General features: G+C 62.9%; 25 protein-coding genes. 13 read left to right on the plus strand and 12 right to left on the minus strand.

What is annotated here, in order from left to right; genetic code table 11:
- Positions 1–2,190 carry a TonB-dependent hemoglobin/transferrin/lactoferrin family receptor gene (locus FJ973_RS05510; RefSeq protein ID WP_140555088.1) on the minus strand — a complete coding sequence of 730 codons (2,190 nt, stop codon included), beginning with the start codon at positions 2,188–2,190 and terminating at the stop codon, positions 1–3.
- A gap of 202 nt (positions 2,191–2,392) precedes the next feature.
- On the opposite strand from FJ973_RS05510, the gene hemP reads away from it, so the two are divergent.
- From hemP to FJ973_RS05535, 5 genes are read left to right on the plus strand one after another with little or no spacing between them, the layout of a single operon-like run.
- The gene (gene hemP / locus FJ973_RS05515; protein ID WP_140555090.1) at positions 2,393–2,599 is read left to right on the plus strand and encodes a hemin uptake protein HemP; all 207 of its coding nucleotides are present in this window, start codon (positions 2,393–2,395) and stop codon (positions 2,597–2,599) included.
- An 18-nt stretch (positions 2,600–2,617) separates the two neighbouring features.
- Entirely contained in the window at positions 2,618–3,679 is a 1,062-nt protein-coding gene (locus tag FJ973_RS05520) for a hemin-degrading factor (RefSeq protein ID WP_140555092.1), read from the plus strand.
- Positions 3,680–3,689: 10 nt separating this feature from the next.
- Positions 3,690–4,598, plus strand: a complete 909-nt coding sequence (locus FJ973_RS05525) for a hemin ABC transporter substrate-binding protein (RefSeq protein ID WP_140555093.1) — start codon at positions 3,690–3,692, stop codon at positions 4,596–4,598.
- Between the two features lie 5 nt (positions 4,599–4,603).
- Positions 4,604–5,704, plus strand: a complete 1,101-nt coding sequence (locus FJ973_RS05530) for an iron ABC transporter permease (RefSeq protein WP_140555095.1) — start codon at positions 4,604–4,606, stop codon at positions 5,702–5,704.
- Between the two features lie 9 nt (positions 5,705–5,713).
- Complete coding sequence (locus FJ973_RS05535; RefSeq protein ID WP_140555097.1) at positions 5,714–6,502, plus strand: heme ABC transporter ATP-binding protein; 789 nt, start codon at positions 5,714–5,716, stop codon at positions 6,500–6,502.
- 60 nt (positions 6,503–6,562) lie between these two features.
- Here the strand turns inward: FJ973_RS05535 and rirA are convergent, their stop codons facing one another.
- Positions 6,563–7,024, minus strand: coding sequence for an iron-responsive transcriptional regulator RirA (rirA, locus tag FJ973_RS05540; protein WP_140495713.1), 462 nt, complete (start codon positions 7,022–7,024; stop codon positions 6,563–6,565).
- A 398-nt stretch (positions 7,025–7,422) separates the two neighbouring features.
- Here rirA and FJ973_RS05545 point away from each other — a divergent pair, with 398 nt between their 5' ends.
- From FJ973_RS05545 to FJ973_RS05555, 3 genes are all read left to right on the plus strand, one after another.
- Positions 7,423–8,718, plus strand: coding sequence for a DUF445 domain-containing protein (locus FJ973_RS05545; RefSeq protein WP_140555099.1), 1,296 nt, complete (start codon positions 7,423–7,425; stop codon positions 8,716–8,718).
- Between the two features lie 69 nt (positions 8,719–8,787).
- Positions 8,788–9,216, plus strand: a complete 429-nt coding sequence (locus FJ973_RS05550) for a phasin family protein (protein ID WP_140495715.1) — start codon at positions 8,788–8,790, stop codon at positions 9,214–9,216.
- A gap of 246 nt (positions 9,217–9,462) precedes the next feature.
- Positions 9,463–9,960, plus strand: a complete 498-nt coding sequence (locus tag FJ973_RS05555) for a MaoC family dehydratase (RefSeq protein ID WP_140555100.1) — start codon at positions 9,463–9,465, stop codon at positions 9,958–9,960.
- A gap of 35 nt (positions 9,961–9,995) precedes the next feature.
- On the opposite strand, the gene FJ973_RS05560 is transcribed toward FJ973_RS05555, so the two are convergent.
- On the minus strand, positions 9,996–11,441 hold the full coding sequence (locus FJ973_RS05560; RefSeq protein ID WP_140555102.1) for an MFS transporter: 1,446 nt from the start codon (positions 11,439–11,441) through the stop codon (positions 9,996–9,998).
- 136 nt (positions 11,442–11,577) lie between these two features.
- Here FJ973_RS05560 and FJ973_RS05565 point away from each other — a divergent pair, with 136 nt between their 5' ends.
- On the plus strand, positions 11,578–12,468 hold the full coding sequence (locus FJ973_RS05565; protein WP_140555104.1) for a LysR family transcriptional regulator: 891 nt from the start codon (positions 11,578–11,580) through the stop codon (positions 12,466–12,468).
- 23 nt (positions 12,469–12,491) lie between these two features.
- On the opposite strand, the gene FJ973_RS05570 is transcribed toward FJ973_RS05565, so the two are convergent.
- Entirely contained in the window at positions 12,492–13,892 is a 1,401-nt protein-coding gene (locus tag FJ973_RS05570) for a PLP-dependent aminotransferase family protein (RefSeq protein ID WP_140555106.1), read from the minus strand.
- Between the two features lie 107 nt (positions 13,893–13,999).
- On the opposite strand from FJ973_RS05570, the gene FJ973_RS05575 reads away from it, so the two are divergent.
- Positions 14,000–14,899, plus strand: coding sequence for a DMT family transporter (locus tag FJ973_RS05575; protein ID WP_140555108.1), 900 nt, complete (start codon positions 14,000–14,002; stop codon positions 14,897–14,899).
- Here the strand turns inward: FJ973_RS05575 and FJ973_RS05580 are convergent.
- The 3 genes from FJ973_RS05580 to FJ973_RS05590 form a co-directional block, all read right to left on the minus strand.
- Positions 14,896–15,936 (minus strand): zinc-dependent alcohol dehydrogenase family protein, encoded by a 1,041-nt coding sequence (locus FJ973_RS05580; RefSeq protein WP_140555109.1) that lies wholly within the window; start codon positions 15,934–15,936, stop codon positions 14,896–14,898. The two genes, FJ973_RS05575 and FJ973_RS05580, sit on opposite strands and share 4 nt — an antisense overlap.
- Positions 15,937–16,071: 135 nt before the next feature.
- The gene (gene maiA / locus FJ973_RS05585; protein WP_140555111.1) at positions 16,072–16,722 is read right to left on the minus strand and encodes a maleylacetoacetate isomerase; all 651 of its coding nucleotides are present in this window, start codon (positions 16,720–16,722) and stop codon (positions 16,072–16,074) included.
- A gap of 4 nt (positions 16,723–16,726) precedes the next feature.
- Positions 16,727–17,425 (minus strand): fumarylacetoacetate hydrolase family protein, encoded by a 699-nt coding sequence (locus tag FJ973_RS05590; protein WP_140517182.1) that lies wholly within the window; start codon positions 17,423–17,425, stop codon positions 16,727–16,729.
- Positions 17,426–17,651: 226 nt separating this feature from the next.
- Here FJ973_RS05590 and FJ973_RS05595 point away from each other — a divergent pair, with 226 nt between their 5' ends.
- Entirely contained in the window at positions 17,652–18,335 is a 684-nt protein-coding gene (locus tag FJ973_RS05595) for a response regulator transcription factor (protein WP_140495724.1), read from the plus strand.
- A gap of 76 nt (positions 18,336–18,411) precedes the next feature.
- Here FJ973_RS05595 and FJ973_RS05600 read toward each other — a convergent pair whose 3' ends face one another.
- The 5 genes from FJ973_RS05600 to FJ973_RS05620 all read right to left on the minus strand — a co-directional run bounded on the left by FJ973_RS05600 (position 18,412) and on the right by FJ973_RS05620 (position 23,319).
- Positions 18,412–19,734 (minus strand): hypothetical protein, encoded by a 1,323-nt coding sequence (locus tag FJ973_RS05600; RefSeq protein ID WP_181170868.1) that lies wholly within the window; start codon positions 19,732–19,734, stop codon positions 18,412–18,414.
- Positions 19,643–20,065 (minus strand): hypothetical protein, encoded by a 423-nt coding sequence (locus FJ973_RS05605; protein ID WP_140555115.1) that lies wholly within the window; start codon positions 20,063–20,065, stop codon positions 19,643–19,645. Before FJ973_RS05605 ends, FJ973_RS05600 begins: the two co-directional genes overlap by 92 nt.
- 36 nt (positions 20,066–20,101) lie before the next feature.
- Positions 20,102–20,707, minus strand: a complete 606-nt coding sequence (locus FJ973_RS05610; RefSeq protein WP_140521055.1) for a hypothetical protein — start codon at positions 20,705–20,707, stop codon at positions 20,102–20,104.
- Between the two features lie 126 nt (positions 20,708–20,833).
- The gene (locus FJ973_RS05615) at positions 20,834–22,174 is read right to left on the minus strand and encodes a hybrid sensor histidine kinase/response regulator (protein ID WP_140495725.1); all 1,341 of its coding nucleotides are present in this window, start codon (positions 22,172–22,174) and stop codon (positions 20,834–20,836) included.
- A gap of 8 nt (positions 22,175–22,182) precedes the next feature.
- On the minus strand, positions 22,183–23,319 hold the full coding sequence (locus FJ973_RS05620) for an FIST signal transduction protein (protein WP_226880289.1): 1,137 nt from the start codon (positions 23,317–23,319) through the stop codon (positions 22,183–22,185).
- A 304-nt stretch (positions 23,320–23,623) separates the two neighbouring features.
- Between FJ973_RS05620 and FJ973_RS05625 the strand changes: the two genes are divergently transcribed.
- Entirely contained in the window at positions 23,624–24,112 is a 489-nt protein-coding gene (locus tag FJ973_RS05625) for a (2Fe-2S)-binding protein (RefSeq protein WP_140555119.1), read from the plus strand.
- Between the two features lie 89 nt (positions 24,113–24,201).
- Positions 24,202–26,553, plus strand: a complete 2,352-nt coding sequence (locus tag FJ973_RS05630; RefSeq protein WP_140555120.1) for a xanthine dehydrogenase family protein molybdopterin-binding subunit — start codon at positions 24,202–24,204, stop codon at positions 26,551–26,553.
- The last annotated feature ends 76 nt before the right edge of the window (positions 26,554–26,629 follow it).

Raw genomic sequence — 26,629 nt, forward strand, 5'->3', positions numbered from 1 at the left:
TCATCCTCCAAATCGCATCGTTGCCGCCAGCTTCAGCGTTATGCCCGGTTCATAGACCGCGACCGTGGTGCTACCGTTCAACGGATTGGCGTATTTGACATCGAATAGATTGTCGGCGCGGAAATCAACCTTCAGACTGTCGATCGCCTGGTAGCTGGCGAAAGCGTTGACCAGCGTATAGTCCTCGGCGATCGGGTTACCCTTGGGCTTGCCATTGTACTGCACCTCGCCGCCGACAGTGAGTTTGTCCTCGAGGAAGCGCAGGCCGAGCTGCGCGGTGACCTGCGCGGACGGTATCGTGGCAAGGTCCGCCCGATCGCCTTCGTAGGATATGGTGTGACCATTGATGATGGAGGCGGAAAGTCCGGCGTAGCCCCATGCTGCATCATAAACGCCTTCCATCTCGAAGCCGTTGATCTTTGCCTTGGCGAAGTTCTGGTACTGGAAGCAGATCGGAATGCCCGGCCCCAAGGGGCAGCCACTGGTCGGATCAAAGGCCGACAGCGTAACGCCGTCAATATAATCGTCGACGTCGTTGTTGAAATAGGCTGCCTTCAGCCGAAACGCGTCGCCGGATTCCAGAATGTCGTTCTGCTTGTAATTGACACCGAATTCGACGGTCTTGCCGGTTTCGGGCTTTAAATTGGGATTGGGCAGGAACGGGAAGCTGACACCCGCCGGATGGTTGCCGCTGATCAGGGTTTCGGTCAGCGAAGGCGACCGGTAGCCCTCCGCGTAGGTGCCGTAGAATTGCAGGCCGGCAAGGCCGGCGCTTTCGAAAGGCGAGACGCCGACGGTGATGCGCGGCGACAGGCGGTCGCCCGACGTTTCGTGCGTGTCGTCCTCGAGGCTGTAATTGTCATAGCGCAGCCCGGCAATGACTTCGAGCCAATCCCAGCTGAGCTTGTCCTGGACGTAGGCGCCAGAAACGTTGCGCTCGCCGGAAGGCGTGTAGAAGCTGTCGCCGCCTGCCGTGCCGCCAGTCTCGACGTCGTCATTCACCCAGTCGCCGCCATAGGTCAGTTCATGCGCGAGGCCGCCTGTCTCGAATCGCGACGTGTTCCAGATGTCGATGGCGGCTGTGCCGACATCGAAGGTCGACGTCGAACCTGCCGGCAACATCACGGGAAGGCCGGTGACGGGATCGAAGCGGCGCTGCGGAACAAGGCCGGTCAGGTCGAGATTGGTCTTGTTGTAGGAGGTGTTGACGTGGAGGTCGAGCCAGCTCCTGTCTTCGTCCGTGACATTGTAGCGAGCCGTGAAGGTGTTCGATTTCAGGTCGACGTCATTGACCGGCATGCCGCCGCTGATCTCGTTCCAGCCGTCGCTCGAACCGACCCAGCCGAGCTTCAGTTCGCTATTGTCGCTCGGGCGGATCGTGGTCTTTAGCAATCCGCTCAGCACGTCGAAGCCGGTGCCCTTGACGGTGTCGCCGTCGCCATCCTTGTAGTCGTCATAATTGCGGTAGACGATATTGCCCAGCGCATCCAAATTGTCGTTAAAGCGATAGGCGCCGGATGCGCTGGTGGTCCAGCCCTTGCCGTTGCTCTCGTAGCGTCCGGTGACGGAACCAGCCCATGTCTCGTCCGGCTTGAGGATGTCCTGGGCGTCCTTGGTGTCGAAGAAGACCACGCCGCCTATCGCGCCCGAACCATAGGTGTTGGCGACCGGACCACGGATGACGTCGACGGATTTGATAAGCTCGGGGTCGACGTAGAAGGTCGATTGGGTGCCATGGTCGGAACGCTGGAAGTTCTGCCGCGCGCCGTCGACGATGATCGCGACGCGGCCGAAATCCTGCAGGCCGCGGATATTGACGCTGGTGCTGACGCGCCTGGCATCGGCCTGCGCCGCGACGCCGGGCACGCCGAACAGCATTTCGTTCGGCGTCGTCGCCATGCGGCGATCGAGCTGTTCCTGGTCGATATGGCTGGCCGAGGCCAGCGATTGGATGGCCGTTTCTCCGGTGCGGCTAATGACCAGAACCTTGTCGAGCAGTGTTGCGCCCGCTGGCGCCGGCTTTTCCTGCTCAGCCTGCTTCGATTGATCGGCCTGCTCTCCCGCCGCCTGTGCTGATTGCTGAGCGTTGGCAGGTGGCACGAACAAGGCAATCGCCGCCACGCCCGCCAGCAAAGCCGCTGCACCGTTCGGCCCCGACCAGCCGCGCCGTTCCCAAATCGCTAACCCCATGTGCCCCAACTCCAAAGTTTCCAGGTTCGATGCGGGCTGGCCTGGGGCTGGCTGGCATTTGTGATCGTATTCGCGTCTTAAATCTTGACTAATTTAATCCGGTATTGCACTGACTAGTAAACATGATTATTCAAGTCAAGAATGAATCGGATTACGCAAAACGCCTAGCCAGACGCCCGGCACAGGAAAGGGACCGATCCACATGAACACGCACAATCCCAACGACTTCCGCTATCGCATCCGCCGTTCCGACGATGCCTCCGCCCGCTTCGACGGCGTTCCGCTGGCGGTGCGGACGCTGTCGAGCAACACGCTGTTCCAAGGTGAGCACGAGATCGGCATCGAGCATCACGGCGCGCTCTACCGGCTCAAGATCACCCGTCAGGGCAAGCTCATCCTCAACAAGTAAGCGCAAGGCAGCAGGACAATGGACCAGCGCGTAAAACCCACCCCGCACGAAATCCGGCGGGCGCGGACGGATAATCCGAAAACGCGCGAGCGCGATCTGGCCGCACAGCTTGGCATTTCGGAGGCTGAGTTGGTGGCCGCGCATTGCGGCGACGGTGTCGTTCGCGTCGAGCCACGCGTCAACGATCTTCTGACCGGCCTCGAAGCCGTCGGCGAGGTGATGGCGCTCACCCGCAACGAAAGCGCCGTGCATGAAAAGATCGGCGCCTACGACAAGGTCGTCACCGGCAATCACAATGCCATGGTGCTGGGCGAGAACATCGACCTGCGCATTTTCCCGAAAATATGGGCGCACGGCTTTGCCGTGGAAAAACGCGACGGCGACGACATCCGCCGCAGCCTGCAATTCTTCGACGCGGCGGGCGAGGCGGTGCACAAGGTGCATCTGCGGCCGGGGTCAAACCTCTATGCCTATCAGAAACTGGTCGCTTCGCTGGAATCGCCGAACCAGGAGCCACTGGTCGCCATTTCGGGGCCAGCCGCCGAGAACGAAGGCGAGGCGGTGACAACGACCGCGAATCTCGACGATCTGCGCGATCGCTGGAGCCGGCTGACCGACGTGCATCAGTTCTTCGGCATGCTGAAGACGTTGAAGCTCAGCCGCCGCCAGGCAGTGCGCATGGTGGGCCAGGACTATGCATGGCTGCTCGACAATGATGCGGTGAGAGCCATGTTCAATCGTGCCGCCGAGGGCGAGATGCCGATCATGTGCTTTGTGGGAAACCGTGGCTGTATCCAAATCCATTCCGGTCCGGTCAAGTCGGTCAAGCCAATGGGGCCGTGGATCAATGTGCTGGACGAGACCTTCCATCTGCACCTGCGCACCGACCACATCCATGAAGTCTGGGCCGTGCGCAAGCCGACCAAGGACGGCCATGTCACGTCGCTGGAGGTCTACGACGCCGACGGCAACATGATCATCCAGTTCTTCGGTAAGCGCCATGAAGGAGAGGGCGAGCGCGACGACTGGCGCTTCCTGGCCGAGAACCTGCCGCGCATTCCAAGCCCGACCGCAGCCTGAGGAAACAACGATGGGTCTTCTCACCGGATTGACGGCTGTGCGCGGATCGATGCTTGGCCCGATGCTCAGCTTTTCCCTTGCTTTCGGCGCGCTGCAGCCGGCCGACGCCGGCGACGGTGTCTCCGTCTTCGCCGATCCCGCCAGGATCGCGTCCATCGGCGGCTCGATCACCGAGATCGTCTATGCGCTCGGCGAGGAAAAGCATCTTGTGGCGCGCGATTCCACCAGCCGCTATCCGAAAGCAGCTCTCGACCTGCCAGATGTCGGCTACATGCGCCAGCTGTCACCGGAGGGTGTGCTGTCGGTAAACCCTTCGGGCATGCTGGCGCTGCACGGTAGCGGCCCCAAGGAGGCGCTCGATGTGCTGAAGAAGACGAGCATCCCCTTCATCGAAGTGCCTGACCGGTACGACCGTGAGGGCATCCTCGAAAAGGTCCGCGTGGTCGGCAAGGCGCTCGGCGCCGACGCCAAGGCCGAAGCGCTGGCCAGGGAGATCGATGCCAAGCTGCAGGCGGCGGAAAAGCAGACGGCCTCGATCGAGGAGCGCAAGCGCGTTCTGTTCGTGCTGTCGATGCAGGGCGGCAAGATCATGGCGGCCGGCAGCGATACCGCTGCCAACGGCATCATCAAGCTGGCCGGCGGCGTCAACGCGATCGAAGGCTTCTCCGGCTACAAGCAACTGTCTGACGAGGCTGTTGTCACCGCCAGGCCGGACGCGATCCTGATGATGAGCAATGCCGGGCCGCCGGTATCGGACGATGAACTGTTCGGCAACGCATCGATCGCCTCGACGCCGGCCGGAACCGCGCGCAAGCTGATCCGCATCGACGGCGGGTATCTGCTCGGCTTCGGACCGCGTACGGCCGACGCCGTCCACGACCTTGCCGTCGCGCTCTATGGCACGCAGATTACGGACTGAGCGGCATGGTCGACCAGTCGATCGCCGGGCCGGCGGAGAGGAAGATGGCCAGCGCCGGTGACCGTTCCGGGCGCGCCCGTCTGGTCATCGCGCTCGCCTGCGTCATGCTTGCGGCAGCGGTATTGCTGTCGCTGACCTCCGGCGCCTCGGATGCGTCCGCCGTCAAGGTGGTCGGCGACTGGCTGTTCGGCGCAGCGCCTGGCGACGTGGCGATGAGCGCGCGAGATCGCCTCATCGTCTATGACATAAGGCTGCCGCGCGTCGTGCTCGGCGTGCTGATCGGGGCCGCGCTCGCGGTCTCCGGCGCGGTCATGCAGGGGCTGTTCCGCAATCCGCTTGCCGACCCCGGCCTTATCGGTGTTTCGGCGGGCTCCAGCCTCGGCGCGGTGGCCGTCATCGTGCTCGGCACGACCGTGCTGTCGCCGGTGACCGCCTCGCTCGGCGCGCTGATCCTTCCTCTGGCGGCCTTCGGCGGTGGTTTGTCGGTGACGTTGCTGCTCTACAAGGTCGCGACGCGGCAGGGCCGCACATCCGTCGCCACCATGCTGCTTGCCGGCTTGGCGCTGGCCGCACTTGCCATGGCGCTGACCGGTATCCTGATCTTCATGGCCGACGACCGGCAACTGCGCGACCTGACCTTCTGGCAACTCGGCTCGCTGGCCGGTGCGACATGGCAGAAGATCGGCTCTGTCGGCCCGGTCATCGTGCTTTCGCTGGCGGCGATGCCGTTCCTGGCTCGCGGCCTTAATGCGCTGGCGCTGGGCGAGGCGACCGCCGGCCATCTCGGCATTCCGGTGCAGCGGCTTAAGTACACGGCCATCGTCGGCGTCTCGGCGGCGGTCGGCGCCTCCGTCGCCGTCAGCGGCGGCATCGGTTTCATCGGCATCGTGGTGCCGCATCTGCTGCGCCTGCTGATCGGCCCCGACAATCGCTATCTGCTGCCGGCCTCGGCGCTGCTCGGCGCCTCGCTGCTGCTTTTGGCGGACGCGGTCGCGCGCACCATCGTGGCGCCCGCCGAACTGCCGATCGGCATCGTCACGGCGATCGCCGGAGCGCCGTTCTTCCTCTGGATCCTGCTGCGCAAGCGCGGCGTCATCGACCTGTAGGGGTGTTTCATGATCGAAGCGCGCGATGTTTCGGTGGCGATCGGCAGGAAAGGCATTGTCGCCGGCGTCGATTTCGAGGTCAGGCCGGGTGAGATTTCGGCCATTGTCGGCCCCAATGGGTCGGGCAAGACGACCTTCCTCAAGGCGCTGTCGGGGGAACTCGCGCATACCGGCCGGATTGCCATCAACGGCCGCGAGCTCTCGACGATAACGCCAGTCGAGGCGGCGACGCTGCGCGCGGTGCTGCCGCAGGCGACGACCTTGTCGTTCCCCTTTACTGTGCGCGAGATTGTCAGGCTCGGCCTTGTCGGAGGCTGCTCGGGTGTGCTGCCGGGCGAGGACGAACGCCTGCCGGAACGGGCGCTGGCGCGTGTCGACCTCGACGGTTTCGCCGGCCGCTTCTATCAGGAGCTTTCCGGCGGCGAGCAGCAGCGCGTTCAACTCGCCCGCGTGCTGTGCCAAATCTGGGCGCCGGTGCTCGACGGCAAGCCGCGCTATCTGTTCCTGGACGAGCCGGTGTCCAGCCTCGACATCAAGCACCAGCTGATCATCATGAACATTGCCCGCGACTTCGCCAGAAGGGGCGGCGGCGTGGTTGCCATCCTGCACGACCTCAACCTGACGGCGATGTATGCCGACCGGATTTTCGTCATGCACCGCGGCCGGCTTGCCGCCACCGGTTCGCCGCAGGATGTGCTGAGCGACGATCTGATCGAAAGGGTATTCGGTTGCCGCTTAAAGGTTGGAGTCCTGCCAGCCGGCAATATGCCGTTCGTGCTGCCTCAATCAGCGGCCTAGATTCTGGCAGCGGCCTAGATTCTGGACGTTCGCCGCAGGTCCAGCCTGCGGCAAACCGGATCAGGCCGCCGGTGCGCGGCGCTCCAGCAGGTCAATGCCGAGCAGGTTGCGCACGTTCGGACGCGCCGCCACGAGATCGGCGATCGTATAGCGGGCAAGGACCGCGAAGAAGGCGTTGAGCGCCTCGCGCAACGCGGAATTCAGCGCGCAACTGTCGACCAGAGGGCATTCCGCGGCGTCGTTCTCGAAGCACTCGGCCATGGCGAAGCTTTCCTCCGTCACGCGCACGACGTCGAACAGGTTGATCGATTCCGCGGCACGGCCAAGCCTGACGCCGCCATTGCGGCCACGCACCGTCTCGACAAGGCCATTCTCGACCAGTGGCTGGAGGATCTTGAACAGGAAAAGCTCCGACACCGAATAGGCGGCGGCGATCTCGGGGATGCGGCTCAGCCGATCGGTATTGGCCGCGCAATACATCAGGATGCGCATGGCGTAATTGGTCTGGCGGGTAAGTCGCATCTTGTCCTCACAAAGCGCCGGCGAGCTGCGATCACGCCAGATTTTGAACTTTGCTGGTGCGGCTTTGCTCCGAGCTTTCGGATTCGCCACACTGGCCTCGGCGGAATATGGCCTATACCTTGGAATAATTCCAGACTAGCTTCGCCTAATAGCTGAATATTCCCGTCAACTTTGTGTGCGCAAGGCGGCAAGACGCGGGCCGAATCGGCTGTCACGCGCATTTTCTCGGGCGAAACACCAGAGCGGTCCAGTGATTGGCAGAATGGCCGACCGCCCTAACTCTTTGTTTTCACGCAATTCCCTGGGGAAAGCGCCAGGCGCTTTTCCAGAGAACAGCGTTACACACCTTTCCTGGAATGCTCTAAATAGATCAGAGATCGACGAGGAGCGGCTCTGACATGTCACAATCAGCCACGGCCCTGGCTTCCGGCGGATACGATGCCGACGCGCATGCCAAGCTTACAATGCTGCGGCGGACCAAATTCGTCGCCACGGCGGCACTTGCGCTTTGCGTCGCCGTGTTCGCTCTGGCCAAGTCCTTCGAGAGCACCTATCCCTGGCTCGGCTTCGTCGCCGCCTTTGCCGAGGCGGCGACCATTGGCGGCCTGGCCGACTGGTATGCGGTGGTCGCGCTGTTCAAGCGGCCTCTCGGTCTGCCGATCCCGCACACCGCGATCATTCCCGAGAACCAGAACCGTATCGCCGATAGTCTCGGCCGTTTCATCGAAGCCAATTTCCTTGCCCCCGAGCCGGTGCGCGAAAAGTTGGCCGAGGTCGATTTCTCGGCGCTCGTCGCCGACTGGCTGGCCGATTCCGAACGTGCCGCGGGCCTGTCGCGTTTCGTCGTGCGCCTGGTTCCGCAGACGCTTGCCGCCGTCGAGCAATCGGGGCTGCGCGGCTTCGTCACCAGCCGGATGCTGGAGCAGATCGAAAAAGTGCCGCTGGCGCCGTTGGCGGCCGAATTGCTCTCGGCCCTGACCGACGATCGCCGTCACCAGAGGCTTTTCGATGAGTTCATCAAGGTGATCGGCCGGTTCCTCAACGATGAACAGGCGCTGACGACCATGCGCGAAAAGATCCGCGAGGAACTGCCGTCGCTGTTCAACCTGTTCAGGGCCGACGCCTATCTCCTGAAGAAGATCGTCGCCTCGGCCGGTTCGCTGCTCGACGAGGTGAGAGCCGATCCCGAGCACCCGATGCGCGCAGAATTCGATCGTTTCGCACAGGGCTTCGTCGAGCGGCTGAGAACGTCGAAGCAATATGCAAGGCGCGCCGAGAAGCTGAAGCGCGATTTCCTCGCCAGGCCGGAAGTCAAGGCGCTGGCCGGCGACATGTGGGAAAGCCTCAGCCTGTTCATCGAGCAGGATGCCAAGGCGCCGCGATCGATCATCCGCGCGCATCTTGCCAACATGTTCGTCGAGGTCGGCCGGCATCTGGCCGGAGACGCCAAGATCAGGGCCGACATGAACCAGGGATTCGTGGTGGCGCTGTCCTCTTTCGTCGAGAGCCAGAAGAGCGGCGTATCGAAATTCATCGCCGACCAGGTCAAGCGCTGGGACCTGGCGCAGCTGACGCGGTTGATCGAGATGAATATCGGCCGGGACCTGCAATATATCCGCTTCAACGGCATGATCATCGGCGGTCTGGCTGGCATCGCGCTTTACACAGCTGAGCGGCTGTTTCTCGTCAATTGACGGGCGCACGCCATGCCCTATTCTCATGGACGGGCATCAGCAGTCGCGGCAACAGGGGAGCAGATGAGCATGGCCAAACAACCGGATTCCGATTCCTTCACGGACATGTTCGGCCGGTTCGGCCGTGACCTGAAACTGCCCAATGTCGATGTCGAGGCGATCCTCGCGCACCACCGCAAGAACCTTGAAGCACTGGAGAAATCGGCGCGGGCAAGTGCCGCCGGCGCGTCGTCGCTGTTCTCCAGGCAACGCGAGATGCTGCAGGACACGCTGCGCGAAATTGCCGACATGACGCAAGGCTACAGAGCGCCCGGCACGCCGCAGGACCTGATGGCCAAACAGACTGAGTTCGCCAGGAAATCCTTCGAGACTACGTTGAAGAATGCCAGCGAAGTGGCCGAGCTGGTCAGGAAATCCGGCACCGAATCGGTCGACATCCTGCGCATGCGCATCAAAGAGGCGATGGAGGAAATCCGCGCCGGCTACGAGAAGAAGTAGCTTGCGTGACAAAGACCGGTTGCCTGCCAACCCTGCGCCAGGCGAAGTTTGTTCGGATGCTCTTCATCGGCCGCTATGCCTTTACACCATGGGTACCCTCAAATGCCAAGGCCGGGCGAACACGGCTTGACGTAGAGTGATGCCAGGATTCGCATCGATCCCAAGGGGACCGAATCATGCAGGGCGAATTGACAGAGGCCGCCGGTTCGTGGTCCGGAAGCGTTGGAAGCTATCGGGAAAACAGGAATGACCGAAAAACGGCCTAAGACGCCGCCGACCTACGAGCAGTTGAGGACGATGTCCGGGCAGGAGCTTGGCGTCTCGGAATGGACGACAGTCGACCAGAACCGTATCAACCAGTTCGCCGAATGCACCGGCGATCATCAATGGATCCATGTCGACCCCGAACGGGCGCGGCGGCAAAGCCCGTTCCGCACGACGATCGCCCATGGCTATCTGACGCTGTCGATCATCGGCGCGCTGGCGCTCGGCATGGGAATCGTGCCCGAGAACACGCAGGCCGCCTTCAACTACGGCTTCGACAAGGTGCGTTTCCTGGCGCCGGTCAAGGTGGGCGCACGCATCCGGCTGCGCACCACGCTGCTGTCCATGGAGGACAGGGGGCCGGGCCAATACCTGATGAAGGCCGCCAACACCGTCGAGATCGAGGGCGAGGAAAAGCCGGCGCTGACGGCCGAGACGCTGGTCATGCTCTATGAGCGCCGCAAGCGGGCAGGGGCCTGAGCGGCATTCGCCCAAGCCCCCTGAATTGATCTTCGTCAGGCATTCTCCGCCCGCCGGCTCGGCAAAAGGCTGAGCGCCAGCGCCGCCACCGCCAGTGCCGTTGCCGTCTGGAAGGTCACCTGCATTCCGCTGGCCGCCGCCGCTGACGTCAGCATGCCTTGGCCGCCGGCTTCACGTCCTCCGGCCGATGCGGCGGCGAATATGGCGCCCATGACGGAGGCGCCCGTAATGAGGCCAAGGTTGCGCGAGAGATTGAGCAGGCCGGAGATGACGCCGCGTTGACCGGCGCCGACGCTGCGCATGACGGCGGCGTTGTTCGCTGTCTGGAACAGGGCATAACCGAAGCAGGTCACGGTGATGGGGACGACATAGCTGGCGATGCCGAGTGTCGTTATCGCCAGGGACAGGAGGAACGTGCCCGTGGCAAGGCCGAGCAGGCCCGCGACCATCATCCTTTTGGCTCCGAAGCGATCGGCAAGGCGTCCGGCGAGCAACGCCGACAGCGCCGAAACCAGCGGGCCTGTCGAGAGCACCAGTCCGACGTTTGCCGCGTCCAGTCCGAGCCCGCGCGAGAGATAGAACGGCGCAACCACCAAGGTAGCCATCATCACGGTGGCGACGATCAGATTCATGGCCAGGCTGGCGCTCAGCGAGAGATCACGGAAGGCGGAAAGCTCGACCAATGGGTTTTTCGCCATACTTTGCGCCGTGGCGAACAGGAAGATGCCGATGCCAGCCGCGACCAGCAGGCCGATGTTGATGAGCCCGAAACTGCCTCTACCCAGTGTCATCGCCAGCGCGTAGGCCGCCAATGTCAGGGCCAGCAGGCCCGTGCCCAAACCATCGAAGCCGGCTTGACCGGTCCACGCCGTCCGGTTGCCGGCAGGCAAAGCACGCCAGGCCATTGCAAAGGTCAGGATGCCGAGCGGCACGTTGACCAGGAAAATCGAACGCCAGCCGAGAGCGGCGATCAGCAGACCGCCCATGGAGGGGCCGAGCGTGGTGCCGATGGCCGACATGGCGCCGAGCAGGCCCATGGCGCTGCCGGTCCTGGCCTTGCTCACCGTCTCGGCGACAAGGGCCAATGTCAGCGCCATCATCAGCGCCGCGCCAAGCCCTTGCACCGCCCGCGCCGCGATCAGCAGCCACAAAGCCGGCGAGAGGCCGCAGAGCACCGACGCCGATGTGAACAGCGCGATGCCGAAAAGCAGCAGCGGCCGCCGCCCGAGCATGTCGGCGAGGCGCCCGGCACTGACGATCAGGATGGTGATGGCGAGCAGATAGGCAATCACGACCCATTGCACCTGTTGGAACGAGGTATCGAATGCCTGCATCAGCGCGGGAAGGCCGACGCTGGCGATGCTGGTGCCGAGCGACGACAGCAGCGTGGCCAGCGACAGGCTCGCGAGCGCCCATCCAGCCGATGGGATTTTCTGTGCGACCGATGCGTGCCCGTTGCGATGTTGCTCAGTGACTGCCACGGCGATCTCCCTTTGTCGGCTTCAGGTCGAAGCTTCGAAGATCTAATCGTTTGCATGATGTGGCGGAACGCGCAGCATTTGCATTCTATTCGTGCGTTGCACGCCACATCAGCGGATTTCGTGCTAGGATCGAACCATGTCGCCGCCCGATCTCAACCTGCTCGTCGCCCTCGATGTCCTGCTGGACGAAGGCAGCGTGGCGCGTGCGGCGACGCGATTACGGCTCAGCCCCTCGGCGATGAGCCGCACGCTGGCGCGCCTGCGCGCGGCGACGGGAGATCCGCTGCTGGTGCGGGCCGGTCGCGGTCTGGTTCCAACGCCACGCGCGCAGGAACTGCGCCAGCAGGTCGGTCGTGTGGTTCAGGATGCGGAAACGCTGCTGCGCCCGGCGAGGCTGCTTGATCTGCCGGGCCTGGAGAGGACCTTCACGCTGCGCACCAATGAAAGCTTCGTCGAGGAGTTCGGGCCGCGCCTGATCGCCCGCATCCAGGCCGATGCGCCGGGCGTGCGGCTGCGTTTCGCGCCGAAGTCGGACAAGGACATGGCGTCACTGCGCGAAGCGGCGATCGACCTGGAAGTAGGTGTGGCCGGCGAGACCGGGCCGGAGGTGCGCATCCAGGCGCTTTTTCGCGACCGTTTCGTCTGCGCGGTGCGCAGCGGCCATCCGCTCGGCCAGGGCGCGATGACGCCGGAACGCTATGCGGCTGGCTGCCACATCAATGTTTCGCGGCGGGGCCGCGAAAGGGGACCGATCGACGAGGCCTTGAGTCGGCTCGGATTGCAACGAATGGTCGTGTGCATGGCTTCCGGTTTTTCGGCCGCGCTCGCGATGGCGCGCGCCTCGGAGCTGATCGCCAGCGTGCCCGAGCGGCATACGCAAGGCGCGCGCGCCGGCATGCAGACTTTTTCCCTGCCGGTCGACATTCCGGCGGTCACCATTTCCATGCTCTGGCATCCGCGGCTCGATGCCGATCCGGCGCAGCGCTGGCTGCGGAGTTGCGTGCGCGACATTTGCGTGAAGTCCTGATCGCGCAAGCCGCGCCGCAGCCGTCAGCGCGGCATGGCTGCCTCTAGCACCTTGAAAATCCGCTCGTCTTCGCATTGCGCAACGTTGAAGCGCAGGAATCGGCTGGCTGATTGCGACAGGCTGAACGCGTTCCCGGGCGCCAGCACGACATTGGCCGCAAGCGCGCGGCGGGCAACCTCGGCTGCGTCCACTGCATCCGGCAGGCTGCACCAGAGGAACAGACCGGCGGGCTGCTCGATCCAGGGCGTGATCCCGCTCGCCTTCAGCCGAGCGCCTGTCTCGATCATGGCGCGTGAGAGCCGGGCGCGCAGCAGGTCCATGTGCTTGCGATAGCTGCCATCCCTGAGCAGGGTCAGCACCAATTCGGCCGCGAGCCGCCCGCCGCCGAAGGTGGTGGCGATCTTGAGGTCGGCCAGCCCTTCCATCCAGTCACGGGGCGCGGCGATGAAGCCGCAGCGTATCGAGGCCGAAAGCGTTTTGGAGAAACTACCGATATGGACGACACGCTCGAGACCGTCGAAAGCCGCGAGCCTTGGGGCAGGAGCGTGTTCGAAATCGGCGAAGATGTCGTCCTCGACGATGGTCAGGTCCGATTGATCGGCGAGCTTGAGCAGCCGGTGCGCGGTGACCGGCGACAGGATCGCGCCGGTCGGGTTGTGGATGGCGGAGTTGGTGATGTAGAGGCGCGGCCGATGCTCGGCCAGCGCCTGCGCGAACAAGTCGATATCCGGTCCCGATGGCGTATAGGGGACGCTGACGACCTTGGCCTGATGGGCACGCAACAGTGCGTGGAAATTGAAATAGCAGGGATCGTCGACCAGCACTGTATCGCCGGGTTCGAGCAGGAACCGGCACAAGAGGTCGATGGCCTGCGTGCCCGATTCCGTCAGCATGATCTGTTCGGGGGAAGCCTCGATGCCATGCGTGGCCATGCGCCGCGCCAGCAATTGGCGCAGCGGCGGCAGCCCGAGCGGCGTGCCGTAGTCGGCAAGGGCCACATCATCGGCGCGCGCCACGTTGCGCAGCGCGCGACGTAGCGCTGCCTGCGGCATCCACGAGGCGGGCAGCCAGCCGCAGCCGGGCTTCAGCATCTCATCGCCCGCTTCCAGCGACTGCCGCGAAACCCAGAGCGGATCGACGGCGCGATCGAGTCGGGGGCCGATCTCGGCCAGCGACAGCGGCGCCAGCGATCCGGCGGCATAGAAGCCGGAGCCTGGCCGGGAACGGATCGCGCCTTCCGCCGCCAGTCGCTCATAGGCCTCGACCACTGTCGATTTGGAAACCTGCATGGATTTCGCGAAGGCGCGGATCGAGGGCAATCGGGCGCCGGGCGTGAGGCTGCGCGCGGCAATTCGCTGGCGGATGGTGGACATGACGCCTTCGACAAGGGTTCCGCTGTTGTCGAATCTCGCTGATACGTTCATCTGTACCTTCCGGCGAACCATTACAGTTTTGTTGAATTGTACTGCATTGTCTCTGGTGACGCCATGGGTATGGGCCCGATAGAGGCGCAACGGATGGAGTGCCTGCAATGGACAAGACGACGAGCGGCTGGGTGAGCGGATTCATCGGCGTGTTGATTTTCAGCGGCTCCTTGCCGGCAACGCGCGTGGCGGTGATGGATCTCGATCCGACATTCCTGACGTCGGCGCGCGCGGTGATAGCAGCTTTGCTTGGCCTCGCGCTGCTGCTCGTCTTCCGCGAGAAGCGCCCGGAGCGTCATGACCTGATGTCGCTTGTCATCGTCGCGTTGGGTGTGGTGGTCGGCTTTCCCTTGCTGACAGCCTTGGCGCTGAAGCATGTCACCTCTGCTCATTCCATCATCTTCGTCGGCCTGCTGCCGCTGGCGACCGCGATCTTCGGCGTGCTGCGCGGGGGCGAGAGGCCGAGACCGGCCTTCTGGCTGTTCTCATGCCTCGGCAGCGCGCTGGTGGGCGGGTTTGCCCTTGCGCAAGGCGTGACGGCCTCGCCGGTTGGCGATGCACTGATGCTCGCCGCAATCGTCGTTTGCGGCCTGGGCTACGCAGAAGGCGCCGCGCTGTCGCGCAGGCTGGGCGGTTGGCAGGTGATCTGCTGGGCGCTGGTGCTGTCACTGCCGGTCATGCTGGTGGTGACCCTGGTCACCTTGCCACCGTCCTTCGCCACGGTCGGGACCAATGCATGGATCGGGCTTGCCTATGTCTCGCTGTTCAGCATGCTGATCGGCTTCGTGTTCTGGTATCGCGGCCTCGCGCAAGGCGGCATCGCCGCCGTGGGGCAGTTGCAACTGCTGCAGCCCTTCTTTGGCCTCGCCCTGGCGGCGTCCCTGCTGCATGAACAGGTCAGCCCCCTGATGGTCGTCATCACGCTCGGCGTGGTGCTGTGCGTATTCGGCGCCAAAAAGTTTGCCAGGCGGGATTTGCCACGGCCCGCAACCGGCGCCGCTGGCTAAAACTTCGTCACCGCACCGATGCCGATGCCTTCGAAGCCGCCCATCGCCATCAGTGCAGCCGGCGCTTCCTCAAGGCTGATCTTCTTGCCGACCAGAAGCTCGGGTTTCAGCTTGCCGGTGCGGATCATCTCCATCATCGCGGGGTAGCGGTAGGCCTGCATGCCGTGGCTGCCGAGGATTTCGAGCTCGAACGCGATCACCTTGTCCATCGGAACCTGCGGGCGGGCGTGATCGCCCAGCATCAGGCCGACCTGCACATGGCGGCCGCGCCGGCGCAGATTGGCGATCGAATTGAACGAGGTCGTGGGATGACCGAGTGCATCCATGGACATATGCACGCCGCCATTGGTGATCTGCTTGACCGCCTTGACGACGTTCGGGGTCGTCGCCGCGTTGATGGTCGCCACCGCGCCGATCTTCCTGGCAAAGTCCAGCTTCTCTTCGGTGAGGTCGATGGCGATGACATTGGCACCCATGGCGCTGGCGATCATGATCGCCGACAGGCCGACGCCGCCGCAGCCATGCACCGCCACCCATTCGCCCGGCCTCACCCGGCCCTGGTCGACGATGGCGCGGAACGAGGTGACGAAGCGACAGCCGAGGCTGGCGGCAGTGGCGAATTCCATCTCGTCGGGCAGGCGCACGAGGTTGGTGTCGGCGTGCTCGATGGCGACATATTCGGCGAACGAGCCCCAGGCGTTGAAGCCCGGCTGGGACTGGTGCTCGCAGACCTGGTGATTGCCGGACGTGCATTCGAAACAATGGCCGCAGCCGACGGCGAACGGGACGGTGACGCGCTCGCCAGCCTTCCAGCGGGTCACCTGCTTGCCGGCGGCTACCACGACGCCGGCCAGTTCGTGACCGGGGACATGCGGCAAGCGGATATCGGCGTCATGGCCCATCCAGCCGTGCCAATCGCTGCGGCACAGGCCTGTCGCCTCGACCTTGATGACGACGCCGTCCGGCGCCGGCTTCGGATCGGGAACGGTCTGGATCGTCGGCGCCTCGCCGAATTTTTCGAAGACGACGGCTTTCATCGGCAACTCCACCTTGCGCGCACTTCGGGAAACGATAGCCGATTCCCTGGCCGGTCAAGCGGAAATCGATTCCGCCAGACAAGTCGGCCGTTTGGGCATACGCCGATGGCGACGCTGCGCGTTGGCGAATGAAGGTTACTCGGCATCGATCTGGTTGTGCGGCGCGGCGTTCTGGAAGGCCGGCAGGGCCATGCAAGCGGCGTTGATGCGCGAGATCGTCGGGTAGGGCGCCATATCGACGCCGAAACGGGCATTGCTGGTGATTTGTGCCGCCAGGCAGATATCGGCCAGCCCCGGCGTGTCGCCGTGGCAGAAGGTGCCGGTCTCGGGCGAAGCCATCAACAGGTCTTCGAGTGGCTTGAAACCCTCTTTGACCCAGTGCCGGAACCAGTTGGCGACATCCTCGTCGCCGGCACCGAACAGGGTTCGCAGCGCGGTCAGGATACGCAAATTATTCACCGGATGGATATCGCAGGCAATCATCTGCGCCAGCATCCTGACGCGGGCGCGCCCAACTGCGTCCTTCGGCAGCAGAGGCGGTTCGGGCGTCGTCTCGTCGAGAAATTCGATGATCGCCAGCGATTGCGTCAGCAGGGTGCCGTCGCCCAGGATCAGCGCCGGCACCAGGCCCTGCGGGTTGACCGCGAGATAGGCCGGTTCGAGATGCTCGCCATGGCGCAGGTGATGCGGCACGTAGTCATAGGTGAGCCCCTTCATCTCCAGCGCAATCCGCACCCTGTAGGAGGTGGAGGAGCGGTAGTAGTTGTGAAGGACGATGTCGCTCATGCATTCACCGATTCGGCTGGCCGATGGTCACTTCGATCGTGCCGATGCCGTCGACCCCGCCGGTCATCGTCTCCCCAGGGTTGACCGCGCCGACGCCGGCCGGCGTGCCGGTGAAGATGAGGTCGCCTGGCTGCAATTCCATGCCTTCGCTGCAGATCGAGACGATGTCGGAGATCGGCCAGATCAACTCGGCGAGGTCGGCGTCCTGCCGGACCTTGCCGTCGACGGCCAGCCAGATACGGCCCTGGCTCGGATGGCCGGATTTTTGCGCGGGAACCAGAGGACCGCACGGCGCGGAGCGGTCGAAAGCCTTCGACCAGTCCCAGGGCCGCGCCGCTTTCTTGGCTTCGTCCTGGAGATCGCGGCGGGTGAGGTCGATGCCGACGGCATAGCCCCAGACATGATCCAGCGCCTGGGCGCGCGGGATGCGGAAGCCCGGCTTGCCGATCGCGGCCACCAGTTCGATCTCATGGTGCAGGTTGGTCGTCAGCGGCGGGTAGGGGATCGTGGCGCCGGAGTCGGCCACCGCATCGGCGGGCTTGGTGAAGAAGAAGGGTGGATCGCGCTCGTCATTGCCGAACTCCCTGATATGCGCGGCGTAGTTGCGCCCGACGCAAAAGATGCGGCGCACCGCAAATCGTTCGTTCGAGCCGGCTACCGCGACCGAGGGCGTTGGCGGAGCGGGGAGGACAAAGGCGGTCATGGTCTGTCTCTGCTGTTGGATGTCGGGGTCGCGGGCACCTTCGGCCGAATTAAGGGGTCGGGCAAGGCGTCGCTTTTCATAAAGCATTGGCTTGCCGGCCCGTATAAGGAATCCGGAGTTTCCATCACTTTCGCGGCGATGCATCCTCCGTTGGGATAGACTATTTGCCAATAAGTCGGCCATGGTCGCGGGATTATGCTGCAGCCGGCAAACCGAAACGAGCCACATGACAGCAGCCACTGACAGCGCCCGGTTCCTGATCATCGACGATCATCCGCTGTTTCGCGAGGCGCTGCACAGCGCCGTGCAGATGGCCTATCCCGAGGTCGACACGGTGGAGGCGCGCTCGATCGCCGAGGCACTCGACCTGCTGGCCGGGACAAAGCCGTTCGACCTTGCCCTGCTCGATCTCAGCATGCCCGGGGTGCACGGCTTCGAGGGGTTGCTGCAGCTTCGGACCCGCTATCCGCGCCTGCCCGTGGTCATAGTATCCGGTTACGAGGAGCCCAAGATCATCTCCGAGGCGCTGTCCTACGGTGCTGCCGGCTTCATCCCGAAATCGGCGCGCAAGAGCGATCTGGCCAACGCCATACGCTCGGTGATGGAAGGTGCCATCTATGTTCCGGAAACTTATGAGGGCCGCCCGCCCGACGCCGACAGCACCGACCGCGCCGACATGGTGCAGCGCCTTTCGACATTGACGCCGCAGCAGTTGCGCGTGTTGCAGATGCTACGCCAGGGCCTGCTCAACAAGCAGATCGCCTATGAGCTGCAAGTGGGCGAGACCACAGTCAAGGCGCACGTCTCGGAGATCCTGCGCAAGCTCAACGTCTACAGCCGCACGCAAGCGGTGATCGAGGTTTCGAAGCTTGATAATGCGGAGCTTTTCAGGGATCAGGCGGGGTTTTGAGTCGGCGATCAGGGCAATGGGTGCACTAGCGCAGTATTTTCCCAGTCCGCGCGACGATCAAACCCTTCATTTCAATTCACGCCTCATAGGTGACGGCTACCTGGTCTTCCCCGCGCTTCGTTCGTACAACTGTGGACTGCCCTTCCCAGTGGCCATCGTGGCTTATCCATCTTCGCGCGACATCTACGGGAGAGATCACAGCCCAATCGTCCCATCTGATCGACAGTTGCCATCGACCAGGAACAATCGGCGAAATGAAATAACGGAAGTCGGTAGTCCCATTATTTGTTTGAGCAAACGCACGGCCAGCGGTTTCCTTGAGCGGACTGACCTGAACATCAAAGCGAACGACATTGTCAGTTAGCACCGCTTCGACTTGGGGCATGCCTTCCGATTGCTGGAAGGGGCCGGACACATGTATTACCACCTGACCAAACACTGTGATGTTGAACTGTGGTTGGCATGTCTTGCATCCATCGTAACCGACCTGCACAGCCTCCTGCCATGAAACAAAACGGCGGATATTTGTGGCGTTTATTAAGTCACCGAACTGACAGCCTGACGGAACGTGAAACTCGCGGCTCAGCTTGTGCGCTCTCATATAGGTGGGCTTTTCGGTGGCCGGAGACACCCTGTTCGTAAGTGCAACGGGGATTCCCAATCCATCCGGACGGATCAGAATCGATCCAGATGCCTGGGCCGCCGCAAAGCTCTGCTCGAAGGGAACCTCATCCGCAAAAAGGCCCAAGGTTCCGAAAGCACCACCGCCGATGGACTTCACCGCCGCAGGAATTGCCTCTTCAAGAGCCCGGGTGACCGCGCCTGCCGAAAAGAAGTCCAGCAAATCTCCAAGAATATCTGTGTCCTGTTGCGTACGGGCGACGGATACCTGAACGTTCCCTCCTTGTACGAAAAGTGTCAGCCAGGCCTTGAAATGAACGGTCGAGGTAAACGGACCTACGTCAGCGTCCATGGTGCCCTTCACGAACACGTGCCCGGCCTTCAATTCGATCGAAAGGGAGGTCAGTGTCCCTCCTTCAAGTCCGGCAGGCAGTTGTCCCAGACCATGGGCGGCAAGTTGATCGTGAATGTTCGCGTTGATGGTTTCAACCGGAACAAGAACCATAATGCTGTTGGTAAGGGTGTTTGCTGAGTCTGGTAGATCTGGCACATTCCCCACGTCGGCGATGAAAACGGCGAGGATATTAGCCCGCGGCGGGGCCGAAAGAAAAGTTTTGAAGAAAAACGGCCGGCCGCTCGTCGGGAAAAGCGGTCCAGCAGTTATCGTTCCCTGCCCCTTGAGCGAGTCAAACAAGGCCTGATGCATAACTGCCTTGAATTTGTCCTTGTTGACGCTGACTTCGAACGCCGCAACCGACAGCCCCCGAAAATCGACCATGGGCGGCGATCAGGGTCTGGCCGTTCTGTTGGACCTCGGTTTGGATCAATGACGGCCTGACCACCAAAGTACCTACGCATTCATCGAATTGGTCGCTCGCCCGGCCGATAAAAGGCAGGCTTATTTCCACCAGGTTTTCGAACGGATTATTGCTCGCAATCAGTCGGACGCTCGGGCTTAAATTGCCGAACCAGATGTTAACCGTGACACCTTCCACCGAACGCTGAATTTTTGGCATCAATCCGAGGAATGTCTTCACAAAAATCGACGAGATTTCCTTTTCAGCAACTTGTGCGACCAAGGCGAAGCCTGATGTCAGTTCGCGCGACATGATGGTCTCCAGCGAAGACGAAGTGGATCAGTGCGACTACGTTGCCGAGTTGAGGCGACCTTTCTTCAGGTCCGCCGCGACGTCTCCAAAAGTTCGCCCGACATACGTGTCGAGGATTCCAATCGCTTGTTCCATGGCTTCGTGCAGATCCTTGCTCGACAGGCGCTTCTGGACGTCCTTCGCGAGCGCAACGACCCATTCATGAAGGTCAGGCTGGTATTGCAATCGAAGCATCGGATCCTTGTCGTTCTCTGCTAGAACCGCGGTAGAAACACTGCTCAAGAACCCCACACCTTCTGCGATGCGGCCGGCAATCGACCTGTCGCTCATTGCGATCTTGATGAGTTCGTCAGAGTCGTTGATCAAGGCGAGAGAGCGAACCAGATGCGTGTCGAAAAAGGCATCCCGGACGCGTCGCACAGGATCCAACACCGCTGTCGTCAGCGACATTGCAGAAGATGTCGAGCCAGTCATCTGACCAACAGAAGACGTGCTTGCTCCGCAGGATGTGGTTTCATCTGGGACGATGTTTCCCCCGCTTTCGGTGCATTGCCGTCCGCCCTCATCATTTGGCAAAGCTGGAATGTTCCAACTGGTTTGCCCTGGCGGAACAAGGCTACCACCTACGCATTTCCTGGCCATTCAACCCTCCGAGCAGTAAAATTGCGTGCCGAAACTTAGTATTATTTCATCAGTAAGTAAATTAGTATTCACGCTTCTTCACGTTTAGAGCGGAATGAATTTAGGCTGGATTGGCCGGGGCCTCCTTTAAGCCAGCAGATGTGCCAGCAGCGCCCTTAGTTGCGCGGGCTTGAGCGGCTTGCGCATCAACTCGATGCCGCCGGCCCGCGCCGCCTTGGCGACGGCTTCGGAACTGTCGGCGGTGACGATCAGCGCCGGCACCGCGCGGCCGAGATAGCGGCGGACCTTCGATATGGTGGCGGTGCCGAGATCGCCGCCGTCGAGATGCTGGTCGGCTATGACGATGTCGGGCACCCAGTCCGTGTCGCCGAGCATGTCGAGCGCGTCGTCGGTCGAGGTCGCGGCGCGCACCAGGCATTGCCAGCGTTCGAGCAACGAGGTCATCGCCTGCAGCACCTCGACATCGTTCTCGACCAGCAGAACCTTGGTGCCGAACAAGCCGTAGCCGCGCGGCCGCTCCAGGCTTGCAGCGCTGGCGACGGCGTCCGCCGTGGCACCGATGCCGACGGGGACATCGATGTGAAAAATCGTGCCGCGACCGACCTTCGAGGAAAACGTCACGGGATGGCCGAGCGCGCCGGCGATGCGCCGCACGATGGCCAGCCCAAGGCCGAGGCCGCCGCCGGCGAGTTCGGCATTGGCAGGCATGATGCCGCGATGAAATTCCTCGAACACCGCCTCGCGCTGGTCGTCGGGAATGCCGCAGCCGGTGTCGGCGACATCGATGCGGATGGCATCGCCGCGGTGCCTGGTGCCGACAAGGACACCGCCCGAGCGGGTGTAGCCCAGCGCATTGGAGAGGATGTTCTGCAGGATGCGGCGCAGCAGCGTGCGATCGGAGCGAACCACTGCGTTGACGGCGCGGAATTTCAGCGACAGGCCCTTCAGTTCGGCCACAGGCTGGAAATCCGACCGCAGCGACGAGAACAGCGCCTCCAGGCTGACGTCGCCAATGTCGGGCTGGACCACACCCGCATCGAGCTTGGAGATGTCGAGCAGCGTGCGCAGCAGGTCCTCCATCGTCTCCAGCGAGCGCTCGACCTGCCGTACCAGTTTCCGGCCCTCGTCGCTGGTCTGCACTTCGGCAAGGGCGGAGACGGACAGATGCGCCGCATTCAACGGCTGCAGCACGTCGTGGCTGGCCGCCGCGAGAAAGCGGGTCTTGGACAGGTTCGCCTGCTCGGCATTTTCCTTGGCGGCGCTGAGGTCGATGTTCGATTGTTCCAGCCGCCGCAAGGTCGAGTGCAGTTCCTCGGTGCGGGCGCGTACCCTGCTTTCCAGTGAGATCGCGGTCTGGAACAGCGAGAAGGCGTTGCCTTGCTGGTCCATCGAGCGCTCGACGCGGCTGACCAGCGCGGCGTTGATCTTCTTCAGCCTGTCGGGATCGTCTATGTCCTTGAGGGGCACGGCAGCGCTCACTCGGCGGCCGGGCGCTCGCCGAAGGCGATGCCGGTGAAGGTCTGGTTGAGATGCATCGACCGGTATTGTTCGCCATAGGTGCCGAAGCCGATGACGTTGTTGACCCGGTAGAGTTCGGAAATCTCGCGAAAGACCTGGCGGTTGCGCGCATCCAGCCGGCGCAGGACACAGTCGAAGCCGATGATCATATCGATGCCGCCAAGCCTCGCCTCGACGTCGAGCAGAGCCGCGCGGGTCGATTCCACCATGTCCTTGGGTTGGGCGATCGACAGCACGACACCATCGTCGATGGCGCAGAAGAACGACAGCGAGCCGTCCGCATGCATCTTCTGGATGGAGCGGCAGTAATATTCACCGCCTACCTTCACCACCACCGGATGCGAGGCGAAGCTCAGCGGTGTCAGCGTCTGCGCGACGATGCCGACCGAAGCGGCATATTCCTCGGCCGCATTGGTGGCATTGAACTCGCGCACGATGCGGTGATCGGGATCGGAGGCGGTGACCACCAGCTTTTCGTCGGTGGGAACGAAATTGTCGGTCTTGAAGACATGGAAAGGGATTTCCGTGGCGACCAGCACGATGATGGCGCTGTCGGAGGTGACCTTGCCGTTGGAGATCAGGCTCGTCGTCTCGAATTTCAGGTCGTCACCGGCGGAACCGCCGAGCAGTGGTATGTCATCGAGGCCCCAATGGATGGCCGAACTCACCGCTTCCTCGGCATAGGACAGTCCGTCGATGAAACAGAGCGCGAAGGTGTTCCCAGCCCGCTCGCCGCCGATGCGCCCATACAGCGTGCGCCGCAGATCCTCGACATCACCAGTGACCCTGTCCAAGCCCGATGACGACAGGTTGTCGACCGTGGTGCTGACCGCGGTAAACGACGCCGAAGGGAGCAGCATGGCGAGGATATGGCCCTCCTCGAGGCCCTGCGGCGTGATTTCGCCGGCGGTCGAGCAGCCGGCGTAGTGGAGCGCCGGCGCATGAGCCGCGATTGCGCGCGAAAGGGCGCCGGCCTCGACAAGGCGCTGGGAAAAGAATAACAGGGCGAAGCTGGCCTCGATGGCGGCCGCCTCCGCCGCCACCGCGCGTGCGAAGACGTCCGGGTCGGGCTCGTCCGTGGTCAGCGCCGACAAACCGCATGCGTAGCGCGTCCGTGAAACGGTCAGCGACGTTCTCCCGCATTTCCTCCGACGCTGCCTGTGCGCGGCTGTTGATGTGCTTCTTGCGCCAACGTCGAAAGCCATTGTTGCCGCCAATCGGCATTTTGGCAATGGGGCGAGGGGAATGCGTGTTTCGCCCTGCCATGGCCGAAAGTACAATGATCCGGCTTTTGCGCCGCGCTGTTTTTTACGGCTTGTGCGGTGTACGAATAACGCATGGCCGAAGCCAACACCGCGTCGGCAGCGTGATGACCAAGGTGATACCCAGGGAGGATTCATGTCGGACGTTTCGTTGATGGTGAACGGAAAACAGGTCCGCGGTGCGGCCGAGGACCGGACGCTGCTGGTTCACTTCTTGCGGGAGAATCTCGGTCTCACCGGCACCCATGTCGGTTGCGACACCTCGCAATGCGGCGCCTGCGTCGTCCATGTCGACGGCAAGGCGGTGAAGTCCTGTACGATGCTCGCGGTGCAGGCGTCCGGATCGAGCGTGGTGACGATCGAGGGACTTGCCAACGGTGCCGACCTGCATCCCGTGCAGGCGGCGTTCAAGGAGCATCACGGACTGCAATGCGGCTTCTGCACGCCGGGCATGATCATGACGGCGACCGACATGATCAAGCGCCACCCCGAAGGCCTCGACGAAGCGACGGTGCGCGCAGAGCTCGAGGGCAACATCTGTCGCTGCACCGGCTACCACAACATCGTCAAGGCGATCCTCGCCGCATCGGAGGGGATGAGCGGCAAGGTCAGGCAAGCGGCGTGAGAAAAGTTGAGTAGTGAGTAGTCGGTACGAACCGGCGCCGATCTCCACCACTCACTACTTCCTACTCACTATTTCGGGAGGAATTTCTGATGGGCATTGAAGGTGTTGGCGCTCGCGTGGCGCGCAAGGAAGACAAGCGGTTCATCACTGGTGCCGGCCGCTATGTCGACGACATGGTGGTGCCCGGCATGAAGCATGCGGCCTTCGTGCGCAGCCCGCACGCGCATGCCCAGATCGTGAAGATCGACGTCGACAAAGCTCAAGCCATGCCGGGTGTTATCGGCGTGCTGACCGGCAAGGAGCTGAAGGCCGATGGCATCGGCAATCTCATCTGCGGCTGGATGATCCATTCCAAGGACGGCTCCCCGATGAAGATGGGAGCCTGGTCGCCGCTGGCGGTCGACAAGGTTCGCTATGTCGGCGATGCGGTCGTCGTCGTGGTCGCCGACACCAAGGGCCAGGCGCGCGACGCCGCCGAAGCGGTCGAGATCACCTACAATGAACTCGAGGCGGTGGTGGATGCGACGAAGGCGCTCGAAAAGGGCGCTCCGCAACTCCATCCGGAAGCCGAAAACAACCTGATCTTCGACTGGGAGATCGGCGACGCCAAGGCGACCGACGCGGCGATCACCGCGGCTTCCCACGTCACCCGCATGAAAATCGTCAACAACCGGCTGGTGCCCAACGCCATGGAGCCGCGGGCAGCGCTGGGCCACTATGACAGAGCGGAAGACCACTATACCTGCTGGACGACCTCGCAGAACCCGCATGTCGCGCGGCTGGTGATGAGCGCCTTCTATAACATCGCGCCGGAAAACAAATTGCGCGTCATCGCGCCCGATGTCGGCGGCGGCTTCGGCTCCAAGATCTATATCTATCCGGAAGAGATCGTCTGCCTGTGGGCGTCCAAGAAAACCGGCGTGCCGGTGAAGTGGGTGGCCGACCGCACCGAAAGCTTCCTCTCCGACGCACATGGCCGCGATCATGTCTCGACAGTGGAAATGGCCTTCGACAAGAACAACAGGATCACCGGTCTCAAGGTCGACACGTTGGCCAATCTCGGTGCCTACATGTCGTTGTTCTCGTCCTGCGTGCCGACCTATCTCTACGCGACGCTGCTGTCGGGTCAATACAATATCCCGGCGATCCACGCCAATGTCCGAACGGTCTATACCAACACGGCACCCGTCGATGCTTATCGCGGGGCAGGGCGGCCGGAAGCCACCTATCTCATCGAGCGCACGATGGAGACCGCGGCGCGGGAACTCGGCGTGTCGCCGGCGGAGCTTCGGCGAACCAACTTCATCACCACGTTTCCGCACCAGACGCCGGTCATCATGAACTATGACGCCGGTGACTATGGCGCCTCGCTCGACGCGGCCATGGAGGCCGCCGACTATGCCGGCTTTGCCGGGCGCAAGGCGGAGGCCGCCAGGAACGGCAAGCTGCGCGGCATCGGCATGAGCTGCTACATCGAAGCATGCGGCCTGGCGCCGTCGGCCGCGGTGGGCTCGCTCGGCGCGGGCGTCGGCCTTTGGGAATCGGCCGAGGTGCGCGTCAATGCCGCCGGCACCATCGAGGTGCTGACCGGCTCGCACAGCCATGGCCAGGGCCATGAGACGACCTTCGCGCAACTGGTCAACGAACGGTTTGGGGTGCCGATCGACAGCGTCTCGATCGTCCATGGCGACACTGACAAGGTGCAGATGGGTATGGGTACCTACGGCTCGCGCTCGGGCGCGGTCGGAATGTCGGCGATTGCCAAGGCGCTGGACAAGGTCGAGGCCAAGGCCAAGAAGATCGCGGCGCACCTGCTCGAGGCCGACGAGGGCGACATCGTCATCGAGAACGGCGCGCTGAAGGTCGCCGGCACCGACAAAAACGTGCCGTGGTTCCAGATGGCGCTGGCGGCCTATACCGCTCATAATTTGCCCGGTGGCATGGAGCCGGGATTGAAGGAGACGGCGTTTTACGACCCGTCCAATTTCACCTTTCCGGCCGGCTGCTACATCTGCGAGGTCGAGATCGATCCGGAGACCGGAACGACCGAGATTATCCAGTTCGTCGCGGCCGACGATTTCGGCAACATCATCAACCCGATGATCGTCGAGGGCCAGGTGCATGGCGGCATCGCGCAGGGCATCGGCCAGGCACTGCTCGAAGGCGCCCACTATGATGCCGACGGCCAGCTTCTGACAGCGAGCTACATGGACTACACCATGCCGCGCGCGGATGACCTGCCTTCGTTCAAGGTCTCGACCTCGAACACGCCGTGTCCGGGCAATCCGCTCGGCATCAAGGGCTGCGGCGAGGCCGGCGCTATCGGCTCGCCGCCGGCGGTGATCAACGCCATCACCGACGCCATAGGAATCTCTGACATCGCCATGCCGGCTTCGCCGTCTACGGTGTGGGCCGCGATCCGTGCGGCGGCGAAGCACTGAAAGGAGAGTGAGTAGTGAATAGTGAGTAGTGAACAAAAACGCGGTTGCCGCGGCAATTGATCACCCGCTATTCACC

This window comes from Mesorhizobium sp. B2-1-3 (assembly GCF_006442495.1).
In the GTDB taxonomy this organism is placed as follows: Bacteria; Pseudomonadota; Alphaproteobacteria; order Rhizobiales; family Rhizobiaceae; genus Mesorhizobium.